Here is a 19448-nt window from a genome sequence, read left to right as displayed (position 1 = left end):
GGGTTGGGCCGTTGGCAGGTTCGTTGCCGGGTGACCGGGGGCGGGGCTGGGGGTGGGGGTGGGTCGCGCGGCCCGGCGCTGACGGGGTGCCGCCCGCGCCCACCCGTGCCGCCCCGGCGGCACGACTGCCCGCGGCTGGGCGGCAGGCGACTGTCCGGGGCCGGACGAGGCGACTGCCCACGGGCGGACGACAGGCGACTGCCCTCGGATGAACGGCAGGCCTGCGCATGCCGCAGCGGCACCCCGTCCGAAGCTCAGCCTCGAATGATCCCCAGCACCTCGTCCCGAACCTTCGCCACCGTCGCCTCGTCCCTCGCCTCCGCGTTCAGGCGCAGCAGCGGCTCCGTGTTGGAGGGGCGGACGTTGAACCACCAGTCGTCGGCGGTGACGGTGAGGCCGTCGAGTTCGTCGAGGGTGACGCCCTCCTGGCTCTCGTACCTGGTCTTGATGGCCGCCAGGCGGCCGGCCTGGTCGTCGACCGTGGAGTTGATCTCGCCGGAGGCGGCGTAGCGGTCGTACTGGGCCACGAGGGCGGAGAGGGTGCCGTCCTGGCCGCCCAGGGCGGCGAGGACGTGCAGGGCGGCGAGCATGCCCGTGTCGGCGTTCCAGAAGTCCGCGAAGTAGTAGTGCGCGGAGTGTTCGCCGCCGAAGATCGCGCCGGTTCTGGCCATCTCGGCCTTGATGAAGGAGTGGCCCACGCGCGTGCGTACCGGTGTGCCGCCGTTCTCCTTGACGACCTCCGGCACCGACCAGGACGTGATCAGGTTGTGGATGACCGTGCCCTTGCCGCCGTGCTTGGCGAGTTCGCGGGAGGCCACCAGGGCGGTGATCGCGGACGGGGAGACCGGGTCGCCGTGCTCGTCGACGACGAAGCAGCGGTCGGCGTCGCCGTCGAAGGCGATGCCGAGGTCGGCGCCCTCCTCGCGGACGCGCTTTTGGAGGTCCACGAGGTTGGCCGGGTCGAGGGGGTTGGCCTCGTGGTTGGGGAAGGTGCCGTCCAGCTCGAAGTACATCGGCACGACGTCCAGGGGCAGGCCCTCGAAGACCGTCGGGACGGTGTGGCCGCCCATGCCGTTGCCCGCGTCGACGACGACCTTGAGGGGCCGGATCGAGGTCAGGTCGACGAGGGAGCGCAGGTGGGCCGCGTAGTCCGTGAGCGTGTCCCGCTGGGTGATCGTGCCCGTGGTGGCCGTGGGGGCCGGGGCGCCCGACTCGCTCCGCTGCTCGACGAGTTCGCGGATCCGGGTGAGGCCGGTGTCCTGGCCGACCGGGGCGGCGCCCGCGCGGCACATCTTGATGCCGTTGTACTGGGCCGGGTTGTGCGAGGCGGTGAACATCGCGCCCGGCAGGTTCAGCGCGCCCGACGCGTAGTACAGCTGGTCGGTCGAGCAGAGGCCGATCTCGGTCACGTCGACGCCCTGCGCGGCCGCCCCGCGCGCGAAGGCCCGGGACAGGCCGGGGGACGAGGGCCGCATGTCGTGCCCGGTCACGATCGCGCTCGCGCCGGTCACCTGGACGAAGGCGACCCCGAAGAGCTCGGCCAGCGTCTCGTCCCACTGGTCCGGGACGACTCCGCGCACGTCGTAAGCCTTCACGAGCTGTGACAGATCAGCAGCCACGGCCAACCCTTCTGAAAGTCCTGTCGGTCGCCCCAAACTACCCGTATGCACTGACAGTGCGCGGTGTGGAAGCCGAGTGACTCCCAGCCGTTACGTCAGGTCAGCAGGCCTCGGCAGGCGCCGAAGGGCCTCGGAGGGCCTCGGAGGGGTTCAGGGCAGCATCCAGCCCAGCACCGGCGAGCTCTGCCCGACCACGATCAGACACATCACCAGCAGCAGCCCGACGCTCCAGGGCAGCACCTTGCGCAGCAGGTCGCCCTCGCGGCCGGCGAGGCCCACGGCCGCGCAGGCGATGGTGAGGTTCTGCGGCGAGATCATCTTGCCGAGGACACCGCCCGAACTGTTTGCGGCGGCCAGGAGTTCGGGCGAGAGGCCCGACTCCCGGGCGGCGGTCACCTGCAGCGCCCCGAACAGGGCGTTGGCCGAGGTGTCCGAGCCGGAGACGGCCACGCCGAACCAGCCCAGGACCGGGGAGAGGAAAGCCAGTCCGGCGCCGGCCGCCGCCACGAAGTGGCCGATCGTGGCGGCCTGTCCGGAGAGGTTCATGACGTAGGCGAGGGCCAGGACGGACGTCACGGTGAGGATCGCGAACCGCAACTCGTACGCCGTCGCGGCCCATTCCCTGACCGCCACGCGCGCGTGCACGCCGAGAACGACCGCCGTGCAGATGCCCGCGAGCAGCACGAGGGTGCCGCCCGTGGACACGATCGGCCAGATGAAGACGTTCGCGCCGACCGGGTCGCCGTCCGCGTTCACGACATTCAGGAAGGGCCAGTCGTACGTCTGTGTCGCCTTGGCCAGCCAGTCCTTGATCGCGGGAATCTGGGCGATGGAGAAGATGACGACGATCAGGGCGTACGGGGCGTAGGCGCGCAGGACTTCACGGCGCGGGTCGGCCTCGTCGAGGTCCTCGCTGCGCGCGCCGGTGAGCACGGCCGCGCGTACGGGCTCGGCAGCGGGTCTGCGCGCCTGCGGCACGGCGACCAGCGCGCCCGCGCCGGCCAAGGCGGCGCCGATGTCGGCGAGTTGCGCGGAGACGTAGTTGGAAGCGGCGAACTGGGCTATGGCGAAGGCGGTTCCGCACGCCAGGGCGGGCACCCAGGTCTCGCGCAGCCCGCGCCGCCCGTCCACCAGCCAGACCAGCACCAGCGGCACCACCAGGGCCAGCAGCGGCGTCTGACGGCCCACCACGGACGCCACCGTGTCCAGGGGCAGTTCGGTGACCTGGGCGAGGGTCACGACCGGTGTGCCCATCGCGCCGAAGGCGACCGGCGCGGTGTTGGCGACCAGCGCGACGACCGCGGCGCGCACCGGGTCGAAGCCGAGGGCGACGAGCATGACCGAGCAGATCGCGACGGGTGCGCCGAAGCCGGCGAGGGCCTCCAGGAGGGCGCCGAAGCAGAAGGCGACCACGAGGGCCTGGATACGCGGGTCGTCCGAGAGCCGTCCGAAGGAGCGGCGCAGGATGTCGAAGTGCCGGGTGCGGACCGTCATCCGGTACACCCAGAGGGCGTTGACGACGATCCAGAGGATGGGGAAGAGGCCGAAGACGGCTCCCTGGGCGGCGCTGGAGGCCGTCTGGCCCAGCGGCATGCCGTACGCGAGCCAGGCGACCAGAGCTGCCGCCAGGAGGCCCGTGAGGCCTGCCAGGTGCGCCTTCACGCGGACGCCGCCGAGCAGGACGAGGACGATCACGAGCGGTAGGGCCGCCACCAGGGCGGACAGGCCGAGCGAGCCGGCGACGGGTTCCAGTTCCTGGACGTACACGGGTGCCCCCGATTCCGTCATGCGGAAAGCGATTTCTCGTTTCGACGTAACTGGAATGGTCGTGTCCGCGCCAACCGCACGTCAATGGGCGCGCATCATCCAGCGGAACGCGGTCCGCAAGAAAGCGGAACGCGGGTCACAAGAAGAGGGCGGGGAAGGTCAGTTGTCCGGAGAGCGCAGCACCCGGAGATGGCCGCGGCGCGCGACCTCCATCGGGTCAGCCCCTCGACCCCCGCCACCACCGGCGCCTGCCGCCCGCTCCTGCGGACGGGCCGCCTCACGCACGGCGTTGGCCAGCGCTTCCAGATCGTCGCCGCTGGGCCGGGCCGGAGCCGAGCTGTCGAGGAGTCGGACGACCTCCCAGCCACGCGGGGCGGTGAGGCGCTCGGAGTGCTCGGCGCACAGGTCGTAACAGTGGGGTTCGGCGTAGGTGGCGAGCGGGCCGAGGACCGCGGTCGAGTCGGCGTAGACGTACGTCAGCGTCGCGACGGCGGGACGGCCGCAAGCGGTGCGCGAACAGCGACGTACAGGGCTCACGACGTTGGACGGTACCGCACTCTTGAGCGGGCCGCGACGACTCTCCCCGAGGTCACTCCACCGTGTCGTGTTGTGAAACGCCCCACACGCCCCTCCGGTCACACATCGCTGACCTGCACGGACAGGCGCTTCCGAGAGATCGAACGGTTCTGAAACCGGTCACCACTCGGCACAAACCATGTCAAGTGCCTTGATATCGACAGTACTGGAGGGGTACGGAATCGAGCCCAACCTTGGCTGGAATGGTCAACTGCCGACATGCCGTACGGGATGGACGGAAGCGGTCCGGGCCGCCGCGTGGGCGCCGGGCACGCGGCCCTGGCGGGGACTACGCTTCACCAGTGATGGACAACCCTGTACCGCCCCGTGCCGCCGGACCCGGGCCCCGCCGTCGTGATCGCCACGGTCGGGGTATGCGCGGACCGATCGCGCCGCCGCAGGTGCCGCTCGCGGCGAGCCGTGCCGAGGCGTTCGCGGACCTGGTGCAGGACTCCGTGGAGCGTCTGGAGCGGCGCTGGCCGCAGCTGGCCGACACCGACTTCCTGGTGCTCGAGGTGCCGCGGCTGGACGCGCCCGGAGAGGTCTGGAACGACGAGGCGGTTCCTCTGGGCGGCACGATTCCCTCCCGGGACGGGCGGCCGGCCCGGGTGATCGTCTATCGGCGGCCGGTGGAGATCCGGACGAAAGGACGCGACGAGCGGGCCGCCCTCGTGCACGAGATCGTGGTCGAGCAGGTCGCCGAGTTGCTGGGGCTGACTCCGGAGACGGTGGATCCGCGGTACGGGGAGGACTGAACCCGCCCACGGACGCACCGCCCGCCCCTGCTTCACCGCCCGGCCGTGCTTCCGCGGCCCGCCCTGCTGCTGCCGCCCGCCCTACTGCGGCCCGCCCTACTTCTGCAGCACCGACAGGTCCTGGTCCGCCTCCGGTACCGCAACCGTTCCCCGGTCGTCCGGGAGCGTCTGGATGGTGAAGCCCTGGACGCCGCCCTCCGTGGCCGCCAGGGTCCGGGCCGCGTAGACCGGGCCGCCGGAGATCGGCTCGACCGTCAGGGCGTACGTGCCCTTCCCGCCGCTCGGGGTCGGGGCATCGACGTTCTCTGTCGTGCCTGCCTTGATCGTGTACGTCTTCGAGACGGCCGTACCGCCCTCACTGCCCGCCGACGCGGTGACCTTGACCTTCGCGGCCTGGCCGGGTGCGACCAGGGAGAGGGTGCTGCCCTTGGCGCTGTTGTCGACGGCCGTCGCGCGCGTGCCGACCGGGCGGGTGGCGGGGATGAACGCCGTCTCCTGCTTCGACCCCTTGCCGCGTACGACCCGCAGGGCGGCGACCACCGGCACGGACTGGTCGGTGGGGGTCAGGATCAGGGAGCCGGCCTCGCCGCGGGTGAGATCGCCGAGGTCGACCGCGGTGGTCATGCCCGCCTTGACGTGCAGCGTCTCGTTGCCGGCCGGGGTGATCCGGCCGGACGGCGAGGAGAGCCGTACCTTCAGGTCGGCGTCGGAGTCGCCGGGTGTGAAGGCGACCAGACGCACCGCGGTGGCGTCCTTGGGGATCCCCGGCAGGACCAGGCTGCCCGTCGGGTCGGTGGACGCGGCCAGCCAGTCGCCGCCGAGCTTGTCGTCGAGGGCCTGTACGGCGGCGCCCACGCGCCCGCTGCGGACGTTCACATGGACGGTGAGGTTCTCCTGCTTCTCGTCCGTGAGCGTGGACAGCAGGACCGGCTCGCTGGAGTGCGGCTGGACGGTGAGGCCCTCCCCCGCCGTGGACTCCAGGGCGCCGTCCTTGCCGTAGAGCTCGATGTCGACGACGGCTGCGGAGTCGTCGGGGTTGGTCAGGTGCACGTAGTCGTTGCGGTCGGCGGCCGTGCTGGCGCCCGGGAACCAGAACTCCGTGTCCGGCGCGGTGCAGTTGACGCCCTGGAGACCGCGGCCGACGCCCGCGGCGACCTCGGTGGTCTCCTGGACCGTCCAGCCGGGCGCGAACCTGCCTTCGGCGGTGCCGACGAGCGCGGGCGAGTCACCGCCGGAGGTGTCCCCGGTGACCGGAGTGCCGGGCTCCTTCGGCGTCAGGACCGGCTTCTCGGCCTTCTTCCCCTCGCCCTGGCCGTCGGCCGACTGCTCCGTGGCGGGCTGGAGTTCGCCCTTGCCGTCGCCACCCGTGCCCTTCGTGACGGGCGTGAAGGACGTGTACGACGTGTCCGCGAGGTCGGAGAGGCTGGGCTCCGGGCACAGCAGGCTGGTGCGCTCCACGGGCAGTACGGCGGCTGCCCGGGAAGTGTCGCTGCCGGCCGCGTCCGGTGTGGTGAGCACGGCGAATCCCGTGACGGCGGCGAGCGCTGTGGTGCCGGCGATCAGGGACAGGGTGGTGCGGTTCACTGCTGACTCCCGTCGGGGCGCTCACTGCCGTTGCCGTGCGGGTGCGGCTCGTTCGGGTCGTACTCCGGGTCGTAGCCCTGGTCGTACCCCTGCTGGTCGTACTGCCGGCCGTAGCCCTGGTCGTAGGGGGCCTGCTGGGACTGGCCGCCGTACGCGTACGGGTCGTACTGGCCGCCCTGGTAGGGGTCCGCCTGGTACGGCTGCTGGTCGTGGCCGCCCGCCGGGTACTGCTGCTGGGCGCCCTGGTAGTGCTCGCCGCCGTAGCCGCCGTCGTACTCCGCACCCGCATAGCTCGGGGTGTCCCTCCCCCAGGCTCGAACATCCTCGCCCGGGGGGACCCCCATGCCGTAGGACTGCTGCTGCGGAACGGCGGCGGGAGCCTGCTCCGGAGGGGGCGGGAACTCGTCGGGCCGGCCGCCCTCTTCGGCCTCGGCCTCGGCCTGGGCGCGCAGGCGGCGGGCTCGGCGGCCCTCGCCGGCGACGGCCTGGGCGGGCACGGCCGGTTCTTCGGGCAGGTCGTCGTCGACGTCGCGGCGGCGGCCGGGCAGGGCCAGCACCACGAGGACGACGGCGAGGGCGCCCTGGGTCCACAGCCAGGCCGTGTGAGCGACCGGGTCGTCGAAGGTGACGTCCAGCTTCCCGCCGGAGGCGGGGAGTTCGAAGCCCTGGGCCCAGCCGTCGAGCGTGGTGCGGGTGAGCGGCCTGCCGTCCAGGGTGGCCGTCCAGCTCTCGTCGGCCGTGTCGGCGAGACGCAGGACGCGGCCGTCGGCGCCGGAGGGGATCGTGGTGTGGATCTCGACGGGGCCGGCGGCGACGGGCTTCGGATCACCCGACTCGGTGACGACGGTGGCGCGCGCGACCTCCTGGTCGACCCGCCACAGCCCGCTGCCGTCCCGCTGGCTGAGCCGGGACAGGCCGGGCGTGGCATCCAGGACGCGGGTGACCTCGCGGGGCGCGCCCTTGTGGACCAGGACGTAGCGCACGGCGAACTTGCCGAGCTGGTCCGCCTGGTCGGCGCCGGAGCCGGCCACGAGGTTGGCGACGATCTTGTCGAGGCCGCCGTTCTCGCCGTCGGCCGCGGCCAGTTCGGCGTCGCCGAGGCGGGCGCCGGAACCGCGCACCAGCATGTAGCCGACGTGCGCGGCGGAGTCGCTGTCGAGGACGAGGGTGCGGGCCTGGTCGCGGGTGCCGCTCTCCTCGGCGACGAACTCGGGTACCTGCACCGGGTCGCGGCGCTCCAGCGGGCCGTCGGCGCCGCCGAGCATCCAGCCGGCGGCGACGAGCAGCGGGCCCGCGGCCGAGGCGAAGGCGATCAGCGCGGCGACCGGCTGGCGCCAGCCGAAGCTCTGCTCGGCCACGCGCGCGCGTGCCCCGTCGGCGCCGAGGACGGCGGCGCCGAGGAGGGCGAGGCCGTAGACGAGGGTCGCGGGGCCGGCCCAGGTGGAGGCGTTGGACAGGGCGGCGAAGACCAGGCCCACCAGGGCGGCGGCCCAGGCCGTCCAGATGCCGAACTGCCGCTCGGAGCGCAGCAGGGCGGCCAGCGCGGCCAGGACGACGCCGATCAGCATCAGCCCGCTGACCGTGCCGGGGCCGCCGGGGCTGATGCCGAGCAGGTCGAGGGCGGAGGCCGACGAGGCGCCGTACTCCAGGCCGGCTTCCCGGAAGAAGCCGAAGGGCAGGAGGGACAGCGACCACGGGGCGAGGATCAGCAGGGGCGTGCCGAGCTGGGCCAAAAAGCGCAGGCCGTAGGCGGTGATCTCGGCGCGGCGCACGGCCAGCAGGCCGATGCCGAGGATCAGCACGATGGGCCACACGATCGGCGTGAACGCCGTGGTGACGGTCAGCAGCAGGGCGTACGCCCAGGTGGCGCGCCAGCTGCCACGCGTGCCCGAGCTGTGTGCCAGGCCGCTGGCCGCGATGCCCGCGCGCGCCATGAGCGGCAGCAGGATGGCCAGGACGGCGGTGCCGATGCGGCCGCCGGCGAGGGCGCCGGTGGCGGCGGGCAGGAAGGCGTAGACGACGGCCGCCCACGCGCGCAGGAGGCGTGACTCGACGAGCGGGCGGGAGGCGAAGTAGGCGGCGAAACCGGCCAGCGGCACCGAGCAGACCAACAGGACGGTGACCGCGAGGCCGGTCGAGCCGAACAGCACGGAGGCGAGCATCGCGACGAGCGCGAGGTAGGGCGGTGCGGACGGGGTGCCGCCGGCGCCCACCGCGTGCCAGGCGTCCAGGTAGCGCGACCACAGCTCGCCGGAGTCGGCCGGGGCGGGCAGCAGGGCGCCGCCCGCGAGCGCGCCGCCGCCGAGCAGGGCGCGGCAGGCGACCAGGGAGACCAGCAGCAGCACCAGGAAGAGCACCGGACCGGGCTTGCGGGCGATGCGCTTGAGGCGGACGAACTGCTCGATCTCCAGGAAGTCGGCGTCGTCGCCGCCGGGCCCGGACTCGACCGCGCCGCCGTGCCGGCCGGCGCCGGAGGTCGCCTCGGGGTCGGAGCTGCCGAAGAGGCTGCTCGCGGCCTGCTCGACCGTGGCACGGACGGTCGCGCCCGGCGGCGGGAACAGCGGCCGCATCTCGTCCTTGTCGACGGCCGGACGGCCGCGCCTGCGGCGCCCGGCGAGGATCCGCTCGGGCCGCAGCAGGGTGCCCAGGAGGCCGCGGATCTCGTCTACGGCCTGTCCGGGGACCTTGCCGACGAGGTAGGCGACGGTCCGCAGCAGGGTGCCCAGGACGAGGCGCACCAGCACCCAGGGCAGCACGGCCGTACGCGTGTTGACGAGCAGGGTGTAGACGGCGCCGGCCTTGTCGACCTTGTGCGGGGAGGCGGTGGTGCGGCCCGCGCAGTCGACGGCGCGGCGCTCGCGCGAGGCGGCCTCGGCATGTCGTACGACGGCTTCCGGGGCGATCAGGACGCGGTACCCGGCCGCGTGCGCCCGCCAGCACAGGTCGACGTCGTCGCGCATCAGGGGCAGCCGACGGTCGAAGCCGCCGAGCTGCTCGAAGACGTCGCGCCGGATCAGCATGCCTGCGGTGGACACGGACAGCACCGGCCGGACGTGGTCGTGCTGGCCCTGGTCCTGTTCGCGGCGGTCGAGGCCGGTCCAGCGGCGGCCGGAGTGGGCGATGCTGACGCCGACCTCCAGCAGCTGCCGGCGGTCGTACCAGCCGCGGAGCTTGGGGCCCACCACGGCCACGTCGTCCCGGCCCAGTTCGTACTCGGTCTCCACGACCCGCAGCAGCTGGGCCAGGGCGTCGGGTTCGGGGGCGCAGTCGTCGTGCAGCAGCCACAGCCACTGCACCGGCTCTCCGTGCGGGAGCTCCGGCAGGTCGTAGGCGTCGTCGCGCCAGGTGCGCGTGACGGGGTCCCAGCCGCTGGGCCGCTTCAGATACGGCAGTTCGTCAGGGGTGAGGACAGGGGCCGTGCGGCCCGCCTCCTCCACGGCCTGGCCGAAGCCGGTGCGCCGGGCGAGGTGCAGCACGCGGTCGGCGCCGAGGGCATGGGTGACCAGCTGGGCGGAGTCGTCCGCGCTGCCGGTGTCGGCGCCCATGGCGAACTGCACCGGGCGCTCCTGGCCGAGCAGCCCGGCCAGTGCGTCGGGCAGCCAGCGGGCGCCGTCGTGGGAGACGAGGACCGCGGTCACCACATGACGCGGAAACTCAGGTGTGGCAGCGGTGTCTTGCTGGGCTGCCGTGTGGCTGTGCACGGACATCGAGGTACGGGCCCCGGTTCGGTGGACTGCGGTGGACGCCTGTGCCCACTGGGGGCGGCGAGGCGTCTCGGACGAGCGCCCACACTATCGGCTGGGCATGAAGGCGGCCCGCCGCCTGTGGATAACCCACCTGCGACGGGCCGTTCGTGACGTATATGTGCGCGGACTCGAGACGTACCCCTCGGATACATGCTCCTCGGACGGGTGCCCCTCGGACTCAGACCGCGGCCTTCTTGAGTCTGCGGCGCTCGCGTTCGGAGAGGCCGCCCCAGATGCCGAAGCGTTCGTCGTTGGCGAGGGCGTACTCGAGGCACTCGGAGCGGACCTCACAGGCGAGGCAGACCTTCTTGGCCTCGCGGGTGGAGCCGCCCTTCTCGGGGAAGAAGGACTCGGGGTCGGTCTGGGCGCACAGCGCGCGCTCCTGCCAGCCGAGTTCCTCGTCCGCGTCGTCGACCAGCAGTTGCTGCACCGTCTCGGTCATGTGCGCCCCTCGTCTGTCTTTCGCGTCCCCGTGATGTAGCCGTACCGATTTCGGCTGAACGACACGAGTGAAATTACAAGTGTGCTGCTCCGGGCGAGTCAAGCCGAGATCTGCTATTGGGCCCCTTATTCACTCTGCGGAACCAAGGCCTTGCAGAAAGTGTTCAAATCGTCATAAACCTTGACAAGCGGACGGGACCCTCGAGGAGCTCCGCTCCCGCACCGCGCTTTGGGGCCTGTACGGAGAAGGACGCCCAGAAGTTCGATCTCGTTCCGAGGCCCGCGCGCCCGGTTGTGCCCATGTGTCCCGGTGGACGCATGAACAAACCTTTCCCCTCGGAGATGAACCGGATGAGGTGAAACATGTCCCACATACCGGGCGTCGAGTTGACAGTGAAGGTGTGAACCGGTGTCCTTGTGGGCATGCTCGCGAACTTGGCACTCACCTCGACCCGCTCCGCCGGGTCCCTCGGTGCTGCCCACGCTCGCTGTAGCTGTTGTTGCTGTCCCGGCTGTTGAGCCAAGCGCGCTCCGGCTGCCTCTGAGTCCACCGCGACTCGGCTGCTTGTTCCCCACGCCCGGACCAGGGCATCTCTGTCCCCCCGTGACCCGGGCGGACGGTACGTGACACCCAGCCATCCCCCACACTCTTCCGCCGAGGAACCACCGCATTCCATGAACAGCGACAGCGACCTCCAGATCGCCGGCGACATCCTCGAAGTCCCGCACCTTCTCCAGCCCGCGCGCGAGCACCCGGCCACCGTCGCCGAGTTCGTCGGCCTGTCCCGCTCCATCGCCGCCGACCGCGCCCAGTGGGAACACCTCGTCCGGTACGACGCGACCACCCGCTGGTACCACCGGCTGCGCACCGGCCCCGGCTACGAGGTGTGGCTGCTGTCCTGGGTGCCCGGACAGGGCAGCGGACTGCACGACCACGGCCGCTCCTCCGGAGTCCTGACCGTGCTGGACGGAAGGCTGACCGAGCGGACCGAGCGGGGCACGCGCGCGCTGGAGGCGGGTGCGCAGCGGGTGTTCGCGCCGGGGTATGTGCACGAGGTGGTCAACGACACGCTCGAGCCGGCCATAAGCCTGCACGTCTACTACCCCGGCCTGACCGAGATGCCGATGCACGCGCCCCAGTGCTCGGCCCCGGCGACGTACGACGAGGTGGACGTCGTAAGCGCCTGACGCACGAACGAGGAGCGCCTGACGCACGAGACGGGGCGACGTCGTCGTAACCGCCTGACGCGTTGTCGTACCCGCCTGCAAGACTTGCCCCCATGCGCATTGTGGTTCTGGCAGGCGGCATCGGTGGTGCCCGGTTCCTGCGCGGTCTGAAGCGGGCCGCGCCGGACGCGGACGTCACGGTCATCGGCAACACCGGGGACGACATCCACCTCTTCGGGCTGAAGGTCTGCCCGGACCTCGACACGGTGATGTACACGCTCGGCGGCGGCATCAACGAGGAGCAGGGCTGGGGGCGGGCCGAGGAGACCTTCCACCTCAAGGAGGAGCTCGCGGCGTACGGCGTCGGGCCCGAGTGGTTCGGGCTGGGCGACCGGGACTTCGCCACGCACATCGTGCGGACGCAGATGATCGGCGCCGGGTATCCGCTGAGCGCGGTCACCGAGGCGCTGTGCGACCGATGGAAGCCGGGCGTACGGCTGATCCCCATGACCGACGACCGGGTCGAGACGCATGTCGCCGTCGAGGTCGACGGGGAGCGCAAGGCGGTCCACTTCCAGGAGTACTGGGTGCGGCTGCGGGCCTCCGTGCCGGCCGAGGCGATCGTGCCGGTGGGCGCGGAGCAGTCGAAGCCCGCGCCCGGCGTCCTGGAGGCGATCGCCGAGGCGGATGTCGTGCTGTTCCCGCCGTCCAACCCGGTCGTGTCCGTCGGCACCATCCTCGCCGTGCCCGGCATCCGGGAGGCGATCGCCGAGGCCGGGGTGCCGGTCGTGGGGCTCTCCCCCATCGTCGGGGACGCGCCCGTGCGCGGGATGGCCGACAAGGTGCTCGCGGCGGTGGGCGTGGAGTCGACGGCCGCTGCGGTCGCCGAGCACTACGGCTCGGGGCTGCTGGACGGCTGGCTGGTCGACACCGTGGACGCGGGTGTGGTGGAGCGGGTCGAGGCCGCCGGGATCCGGTGCCGGGCCGTGCCGCTGATGATGACCGACGTGGACGCGACCGCACAGATGGCGCGTGAGGCGCTGGCGCTGGCGGAGGAGGTGCGGGCGCTTTGAGCGGCGTACCTGTCGACGGTTACCGGGTCTGGGCATTGCCCGGGCTGCCCGAGGTGCAGCAGGGGGACGATCTCGGCAAGCTGATCGCCGCCGCCGAGCCGGGTCTGGTGGACGGTGACGTGCTGCTCGTCACCTCCAAGATCGTGTCCAAGGCGGAGGGGCGGATCGTCGAGGCGGTCGACCGGGAGGCCGCGATCGACGCCGAGACCGTACGGGTGGTGGCGAGACGCGGTGCGCTGCGGATCGTGGAGAACCGGCAGGGGCTCGTGATGGCCGCCGCCGGGGTGGACGCCTCCAACACGCCTTCCGGGACGGTGCTGTTGCTGCCCGAGGACCCGGACGCGTCGGCGCGCGCGATCCGGGACGGGCTGCGGGACGCCCTCGGGGTCGACGTCGGGGTCGTCGTGACGGACACGTTCGGGCGGCCCTGGCGCACGGGGCTCACGGATGTCGCGATCGGCGCCGCCGGCGTGCGGGTTCTGGACGACCTGCGCGGGGGCACGGACGCGTACGGCAATCCGCTCAGCGCGACGGTCGTCGCGACGGCGGACGAGCTGGCCTCGGCCGGTGATCTGGTCAAGGGCAAGGCCGCGGGGCTGCCCGTCGCCGTGGTGCGCGGGCTTTCGCACGTGCTGGCCGAGGACCACAGGGAGGGTGCACGGGCCATGGTGCGCGGCGCGCGCGACGACATGTTCCGGCTGGGGACCTCGGAGGCGGTACGGGAGGCGGTCACCCAGCGCCGTACCGTACGGGCCTTCACCGACGAGCCCGTCGACCCGGGGGCCGTACGACGGGCCGTGGCCGCGGCGGTCACGGCGCCGGCGCCGCACCACACGACGCCGTGGCGGTTCGTGCTGCTGGAGTCGGAGTCCGCGCGGACCGGGCTGTTGGACGCCATGCGTGATGCGTGGGTCGCGGATCTTCGGCGGGACGGGAAGAGCGAGGAGTCCATCGGCAAGCGGGTGCGACGGGGGGATGTGCTGCGGAATGCGCCGTACCTGGTGGTGCCCTGCCTTGTGATGGACGGGTCGCACACCTACGGCGATGCGCGGCGGGACGCTGCCGAGCGGGAGATGTTCGTGGTCGCCGCGGGGGCCGGTGTGCAGAACTTCCTCGTCGCGCTGGCCGGGGAGCGGCTGGGGTCGGCGTGGGTGTCGTCCACGATGTTCTGCCGGGATGTGGTGCGGGAGGTGCTGGGGCTGCCGGAGGGGTGGGATCCGATGGGGGCCGTGGCGGTGGGGCATCCGGCGGAGGAGCCTCGGGCTCGGGCGGAGCGGGAGGCGGGGGCGTTCATCGAGGTGCGGTGACGCGCCCGCTGGGTGGTGCCCGCTTCCGGTGACCTCTGGTTTCGTGACCTCTGGTTCCGGTGACCTCTGGTTCCGGTGGCGTCCGGTTCCGGTGGTCTCCGGTTTCCGTGCCCTCTGGTTCCGGTGGCCTCCGGTTTTCCGTGACCTCCGGTTTCCCGGGGCTCTACTCTCGTAGGGCTTCTCTCTCTCGTATCCCTGGGACTCATTCGTGGCAGGACGGTTCGCTCCTCGGCCCACGCGTACGACCGTGCGCGGTGGGGAGGTCGTCGTGCCCGCGGGTGTGCCGCGGCAGGCGCAGGCGCCCGGGCTCGTGCGGACGTATGTGCCGGACGGGCCGCTCGATCTCGGGCTGGTGCTTGGGCCGCTGCGGCGTGGGCCTGGGGATCCGACGTTCCGGGCGATGCCGGACGGGTCCGTGTGGCGCGCCGCCCTTACTCCTGCCGGGCCGGGGACGCTGCGGATCGCCGCGATGGGTGGCGCCGTGCGCGGGGAGGCGTGGGGGCCGGGGGCCGACTGGCTGTTGGAGCGGCTGCCGGGGATGTTGGGGGCAGATGACGATCCGGCCGTGTTCGCGCCTCGGCACCGGGTGGTGGCGAGGGCCTGGCATCGGCGGCCGGGGTTGCGGCTGACGCGGACCGGGCTGGTGCTGGAGTCGTTGATTCCGTCGGTTCTGGAGCAGAAGGTCACGACCGATGAGGCGTATCGGGCGTGGCGGTTGCTGGTGCGGAAGTTCGGGGAGCCGGCGCCGGGGCCTGCGGCCGGCGGGCGGCTGTGGGTGATGCCGGCGCCTCGGACATGGGCGTTGATTCCGTCGTGGGAGTGGCATCGGGCCGGCGTGGACAACAAACGGGCGTCGACGATCTTGCGGGCTGTCCGGGTTGCTGCACGGCTCGAGGAGGCCGTGGGGATGGAGCCGGTGGCTGCGCAGGCTCGGCTGGAGGTTGTGCCGGGGATCGGGCCGTGGACCTCGGCGGAGGTTGTGCAGCGGAGTCACGGGGCGGCGGATGCCGTGACGGTGGGCGATCTGCATCTGCCGGGGATCGTGGGGTGGGCGCTGGCCGGGGACCGGGATGCGGATGATGACGTGATGCTGGAGCTGCTGGAGCCTTATGCCGGGCAGCGGCATCGGGCGGCTCGGTTGATCTTGCTGAGTGGGGCGGTGCCGGCGAGGCGGGCGCCGCGGATGCCTCGGGGGGACATCGGGCGGTTGTGACGTGGGCGGCGTCTCGGTGGCCGTCCCCGGGGGCTCCGCCCCGAGCCCCCCGGCCTGTGCCCACCCCTCCACCCGACTCGGTCGGCCAAGAGGTGAACCTCGCCCTGAGAGCTGCGCCCCCGACCCCGCTTCGGCCATGAACGGGCCTCGTCGTCGAGCGCCGGAGGGACACCCCCCTCAACGCCGGGCCGGCCCGGATCGGGCGCCCGGTGTTGAGTAGGCAAACCTGGCTCGGCCGCCCAGCGTCAGGCGGGCAAACCTGGCTCGGCCGCCCGGTGTTGAGCAGGTCGGCTACTGGTCCGAGGAGAAGCGGACCGCGCCCGCCGGGATTTGGGCGTCGCACCAGATGCGCATGCCGTCGCGGAGCTCGTTGTCGGGACCGATGATCGCGCCGTCGCCGATGACCGTGCCGGTGAGGATCGAACGTTCGCCGACGCGGGCCCGGGTGCCGATGAGGGAGTCGGTGATGACGGCGCCGGGTTCGATGACGGCGCCGGGGAGGATCGTCGAACCGAAGACCCTCGCGCCCTCTGCCACGAACGCGCCCTCGCCGACCACCGTGCCGCCCGTGAGTTTCGCGTCGGGGGCGACTCGTGCCGTGGGGAGAACGAGGCGGTCGCCGCAGCGGCCGGGGATCGCGGGGGACGGGGCGCGGCCCAGGACGAGGTCGGCGGAGCCGCGGACGAAGGCGGCCGGGGTGCCGAGGTCCAGCCAGTACGTCGAGTCGACCATGCCCTGGAGGTGGGCTCCCGCGGCGAGGAGGTCGGGGAAGGTCTCCCTTTCCACCGAGACCGGGCGGCCTTGCGGGATGGTGTCGATGACGGAGCGGCGGAAGACGTACGCCCCCGCGTTGATCTGGTCGGTGACGATCTCCTCGGGGGTCTGCGGCTTCTCCAGGAACGCCAGGACCTTGCCCGTCTCGTCGGTGGGGACCAGGCCGTAGGCGCGCGGGTCCGTGACCTGCGTGAGGTGGAGGGAGACGTCAGCGGTCGTCCTCTCGTGCGTCTCCACCAGCGCCCTGATGTCCAGGCCCGTCAGGATGTCGCCGTTGAAGACGAGGACCGGCTCGTCCGGGGCGGAGTGCAGGCGGGAGGCCACGTTGCGGATCGCGCCGCCCGTGCCGAGGGGCTCGTCCTCGGTGACGTACTCGATGTGGAGTCCGAGGGAGGAGCCGTCGCCGAAGTACGGTTCGAAGACCTCGGCCAGGTAGGAGGTGGCGAGGACGATGTGGTCGACGCCCGCCGCTCTCGCCCGCGCGAGTTGGTGCGTGAGGAACGGGACCCCGGCCGCGCGGACCATGGGCTTCGGTGTGTGCACCGTGAGCGGGCGCAGCCGGGTGCCCTTGCCGCCGACCAGGAGTATCGCTTCTGTCACCTGTCGTCTCTGCTTCCTGCCGGGACCGGCCGAACTGTCTTTCGGCCGGCCAGTGTATGCAGACCGTTGTGCGGCGCCTTCGACGGCGTGCGGCATCCCGCCCCTGCCCCCCGACGGCGGTGAACGTGTCCTCCTGACGGACAGACTCCGGTGGTGTCCGGACGGTTCCCGAGCCTGCCCCGACCTGCCCCGAGCCGCCCGGATCCACCCCGACCCGACCCGATCCGTCTCGATCCGTCCTCCGACCAGGGCCCCCTGCCCCGGGTTCCGCCCTAGCGACCCTGTAGGCGGGCCGCAGTCGAGCGGGTCGTGCCGAGCTTGAGGTAGAGCTGCCAGCCGGGGCATGTGGTGGCGAAGCCGTCCCGGTGGCCGGAGATCACGTTCAGTCGTACGTTCTTTCCCTTGGCGTAGAGATTGCCACCGCCGGACTTCAGGTATGTCTTGCCGCGTGGATTGGCGCCGTGCAGGCCGAGCTTCCACGCGGTGAGACGGGCGACGGCCTTCACCGCGGCGGCGGACGGCTTGGCGGAGCCGTAGCTGCCGAGGACGGCGATCCCCATGCTGTTGGAGTTGAAACCCAGCGTGTGGGCGCCCATGACCGGCTTCGCCACACCCCCGGCGCGCCCCTCGTAGATGTTTCCGCACTTGTCGACGAGGAAGTTGTAGCCGATGTCGCGCCAGCCCATGCTCACGACGTGGTAGCGGTAGATACCGCGAATGACTGAGGGAGCCTCGGCGCAGCGGTATCCGTTGCCGGAAGCCGTGTGATGCACGAAGGCCGCCTTGACCTTGTTCGTGTAGACGAACTGCCCTTTCCGCAGGCTCTCGTTCGCGCCCCACCCGTGCCGGGTGACGATGCGCGGACGCGGGCCGATCTTCGGCTGTGCCCGCTGTTCCCGGGTCAGTTCGGCGGTCCGGAGGGTGACCAGCTCCCGCTCGGTCTCGCTCCGGGTGAGTTCCGGGATCTCGGTGGCGCCGCGGGGGGCGAGTCCGGCGTTGGCGGCGGACGCGTCCACGGCGCCGAGGGCTTCGACCGGTTCGGCGCTCGAGGCGAGAGCGCGGGGGGCGCCGGCGGCGTCCGGACCGGGCGGGGCACCCGGGTCGACCAGTTCGAGGCGCATACCGGAGGGGAGCGGGGAGCCGGCCGTCGCCGTGCGCGGGCCGCGGGCGGTCTCGTCGACGCGTTGCGCCTGGGTCTCGGCGACCGCGCGGACGCGTACCTCCACGCCGTCCGAGTCACCCACCCACCGCGGTGCCGTCGCTCCGCGCACCCGCCCGGAGGTGCGCTCGGCGGTGTCCGGGTCGGCCGCGTGCTCGGCGTTGTGGGTCTCGACGTCCTGCCAGCCGGACCAGGTGCCGGTGCCGGCCGCGCGGGTACGGACCTGGACTCGGCCGTGGAGTTCGACGTCCGGGTCGTCCCAGACCACGCCGACGAGCGAGAAGTGCCGTACGTCCCGGCGGGACAGGCCCTGTTCGGCGGTGGGGGCGAGGGTTCGGTCGCGGGAGGCGAGGGGGGCGAGGGGCAGTGACTGGGTGCCGCCGGGCGCTTCCGCGGTCGGCGCCGGCCTCCCGGTCGCCCTGGCCGGAGCGCTCAACGCCGGCGGTCTCGCCGACAACAGGGTCGCCGTGGCCGGCAGGTTCGCCGCGGCCGCGGGCGGGGTCAGTGGAAGGGCCAGTGCGGCCGCGCAAGTGACGCCGATCGAGGAAGCAAGGAATCCATGCATGCCCCTGATCTTGGACATAGTCATACATATCTGTCCATCGGGGAATTGACGGGCTGTCGGGGGGTGTTCCGCCGAACCGGTGGCGATCCGCGGCGCCCACCGGCCGGTGCACGTACGCGGGCCCGCGTACGCTTCTGCGGGTGAACGCCACCGATCGCACCCCTGCCGACCTGCTGCGTTCCGCGCTCGCCGCGGATCCCGCACGCCCCCTGGTGACCTTCTACGACGACGCCACGGGCGAACGTGTCGAATTGTCCGTGGCCACTTTCGCCAATTGGGTGGCCAAGACCTCGAACCTCCTCCAGGGCGATCTCGCCGCGGGGCCCGGCGACCGGGTCGCGCTGCTGCTGCCCGCGCACTGGCAGACGGCGGTGTGGCTGCTGGCGTGTGCGTCGGTGGGGGCGATCGCCGATGTCGGCGGCGATCCGGCGGCCGCCGACGTGGTGGTGAGCGGGCCCGATGCGCTGGAGGCCGCGCGGGCGTGCTCCGGAGAGCGGGTCGCGCTGGCCCTGCGGCCGCTCGGCGGGCGGTTTCCGCAGCCGCCGGCGGGCTTCGCCGACTACGCCGTCGAGGTGCCGGGTCAGGGGGACCGGTTCGTGCCGTTCGCGCCGGTGGATCCCGAGGAGCCGGCGCTGATCGTGGCCGGGCGGGAGTTCAGCGCGGCCGAGGTCGTCGAGCGGGCGCGGGCGGAGGCGACGGAGGTCGGACTCATGGGGCCCGGGTCCCGGCTGCTGTCGGGGCTGCCGTACGACACCTGGGAGGGGCTGAACGCGGGGCTGTACGCGCCGCTGGCCACCGGGGGGTCCGTGGTGCTGTGCCGGAACCTGGATCAGCTGGGCGAGGAGGCGCTGGCCAAGCGCATCGAGAGTGAGCGGGTGACGGCCACGGCTCGGTAGGCGCCGGGCGTGCGACCGCACCCGGCGTCGGTGCGGGCCGCGCCCCGGCGTCGGTGCGGGCCTCGCTGGGGGCTCCGCCACCAGCCCCCGACCCATGCGCCCCCGACCCGTGCCCACCCTGCCACCAGACCCGGTCGGTCGAGAGGTGCCCGCCACCTGAGGGCTGCCGCCCCCAGACCCCAACACCCCCGCCCCCCACGCCCCAG

Annotated in this window: 14 protein-coding genes; 6 read left to right on the top strand and 8 right to left on the bottom strand. The window is 72.5% G+C overall.

Features of this window, described 5'->3' with window-relative positions:
- Positions 1-254 precede the first annotated feature (254 nt).
- From ADK57_RS05205 to ADK57_RS05195, 3 genes are all read right to left on the bottom strand, one after another.
- Positions 255-1619 (bottom strand): phosphomannomutase/phosphoglucomutase, encoded by a 1365-nt coding sequence (locus ADK57_RS05205; protein WP_053748145.1) that lies wholly within the window; start codon positions 1617-1619, stop codon positions 255-257.
- Between the two features lie 150 nt (positions 1620-1769).
- Complete coding sequence (locus ADK57_RS05200) at positions 1770-3386, bottom strand: L-lactate permease (RefSeq protein WP_053748144.1); 1617 nt, start codon at positions 3384-3386, stop codon at positions 1770-1772.
- Between the two features lie 159 nt (positions 3387-3545).
- A complete protein-coding gene (locus ADK57_RS05195) occupies positions 3546-3923 on the bottom strand; it encodes a DUF3499 domain-containing protein (protein ID WP_053748143.1) in 378 nt (125 codons plus the stop codon).
- A 344-nt stretch (positions 3924-4267) separates the two neighbouring features.
- Here ADK57_RS05195 and ADK57_RS05190 point away from each other — a divergent pair, with 344 nt between their 5' ends.
- Positions 4268-4717 (top strand): metallopeptidase family protein, encoded by a 450-nt coding sequence (locus ADK57_RS05190; RefSeq protein ID WP_078972957.1) that lies wholly within the window; start codon positions 4268-4270, stop codon positions 4715-4717.
- A gap of 96 nt (positions 4718-4813) precedes the next feature.
- Here the strand turns inward: ADK57_RS05190 and ADK57_RS05185 are convergent, their stop codons facing one another.
- The 3 genes from ADK57_RS05185 to ADK57_RS05175 all read right to left on the bottom strand — a co-directional run bounded on the left by ADK57_RS05185 (position 4814) and on the right by ADK57_RS05175 (position 10489).
- Positions 4814-6301, bottom strand: a complete 1488-nt coding sequence (locus ADK57_RS05185) for a DUF5719 family protein (RefSeq protein ID WP_053748141.1) — start codon at positions 6299-6301, stop codon at positions 4814-4816.
- Entirely contained in the window at positions 6298-10008 is a 3711-nt protein-coding gene (locus ADK57_RS05180; RefSeq protein WP_078972956.1) for a glycosyltransferase family 2 protein, read from the bottom strand. Before ADK57_RS05180 ends, ADK57_RS05185 begins: the two co-directional genes overlap by 4 nt.
- Before the next feature lie 217 nt (positions 10009-10225).
- Entirely contained in the window at positions 10226-10489 is a 264-nt protein-coding gene (locus ADK57_RS05175; protein WP_010034659.1) for a WhiB family transcriptional regulator, read from the bottom strand.
- 674 nt (positions 10490-11163) lie between these two features.
- Here ADK57_RS05175 and ADK57_RS05170 point away from each other — a divergent pair.
- The 4 genes from ADK57_RS05170 to ADK57_RS05155 all read left to right on the top strand — a co-directional run bounded on the left by ADK57_RS05170 (position 11164) and on the right by ADK57_RS05155 (position 15248).
- Positions 11164-11676, top strand: a complete 513-nt coding sequence (locus ADK57_RS05170; protein WP_053748139.1) for a cysteine dioxygenase — start codon at positions 11164-11166, stop codon at positions 11674-11676.
- A gap of 92 nt (positions 11677-11768) precedes the next feature.
- Positions 11769-12728 carry a 2-phospho-L-lactate transferase gene (gene cofD, locus ADK57_RS05165; RefSeq protein WP_053748138.1) on the top strand — a complete coding sequence of 320 codons (960 nt, stop codon included), beginning with the start codon at positions 11769-11771 and terminating at the stop codon, positions 12726-12728.
- Positions 12725-14035 carry a coenzyme F420-0:L-glutamate ligase gene (locus tag ADK57_RS05160; protein WP_053748137.1) on the top strand — a complete coding sequence of 437 codons (1311 nt, stop codon included), beginning with the start codon at positions 12725-12727 and terminating at the stop codon, positions 14033-14035. The genes cofD and ADK57_RS05160 overlap by 4 nt, the downstream gene beginning before the upstream one ends.
- A 208-nt stretch (positions 14036-14243) precedes the next feature.
- On the top strand, positions 14244-15248 hold the full coding sequence (locus ADK57_RS05155) for a DNA-3-methyladenine glycosylase family protein (RefSeq protein WP_053748136.1): 1005 nt from the start codon (positions 14244-14246) through the stop codon (positions 15246-15248).
- A 291-nt stretch (positions 15249-15539) separates the two neighbouring features.
- Here ADK57_RS05155 and ADK57_RS05150 read toward each other — a convergent pair whose 3' ends face one another.
- Positions 15540-16622: a sugar phosphate nucleotidyltransferase gene (locus ADK57_RS05150; RefSeq protein ID WP_053748135.1), complete on the bottom strand. Its 1083-nt coding sequence runs from the start codon at positions 16620-16622 to the stop codon at positions 15540-15542.
- A 272-nt stretch (positions 16623-16894) separates the two neighbouring features.
- A complete protein-coding gene (locus ADK57_RS05145; RefSeq protein ID WP_053748134.1) occupies positions 16895-18364 on the bottom strand; it encodes an N-acetylmuramoyl-L-alanine amidase in 1470 nt (489 codons plus the stop codon).
- Between the two features lie 122 nt (positions 18365-18486).
- On the opposite strand from ADK57_RS05145, the gene ADK57_RS05140 reads away from it, so the two are divergent.
- Positions 18487-19242 carry a TIGR03089 family protein gene (locus tag ADK57_RS05140; protein WP_053748133.1) on the top strand — a complete coding sequence of 252 codons (756 nt, stop codon included), beginning with the start codon at positions 18487-18489 and terminating at the stop codon, positions 19240-19242.
- Positions 19243-19448 lie beyond the last annotated feature (206 nt).

This window comes from Streptomyces sp. MMG1533, from assembly GCF_001279775.1.
Lineage (GTDB): Bacteria > Actinomycetota > Actinomycetes > Streptomycetales > Streptomycetaceae > Streptomyces.
Note: the sequence above shows the minus strand (reverse complement) of the source record. Positions and strands in the feature narration are given on the sequence as shown.

Bases quoted from the DNA above. Each gene is read 5' to 3' on its own strand.
- ADK57_RS05175 (WP_010034659.1), bottom strand. From the start codon at position 10,489: ATGACCGAGACGGTGCAGCAACTGCTGGTCGACGACGCGGACGAGGAA.
- ADK57_RS05190 (WP_078972957.1), top strand. From the start codon at position 4,268: ATGGACAACCCTGTACCGCCCCGTGCCGCCGGACCCGGGCCCCGCCGT.
- ADK57_RS05170 (WP_053748139.1), top strand. From the start codon at position 11,164: ATGAACAGCGACAGCGACCTCCAGATCGCCGGCGACATCCTCGAAGTC.
- ADK57_RS05145 (WP_053748134.1), bottom strand. From the start codon at position 18,364: ATGTCCAAGATCAGGGGCATGCATGGATTCCTTGCTTCCTCGATCGGC.
- cofD (WP_053748138.1), top strand. From the start codon at position 11,769: ATGCGCATTGTGGTTCTGGCAGGCGGCATCGGTGGTGCCCGGTTCCTG.
- ADK57_RS05180 (WP_078972956.1), bottom strand. From the start codon at position 10,008: ATGTCCGTGCACAGCCACACGGCAGCCCAGCAAGACACCGCTGCCACA.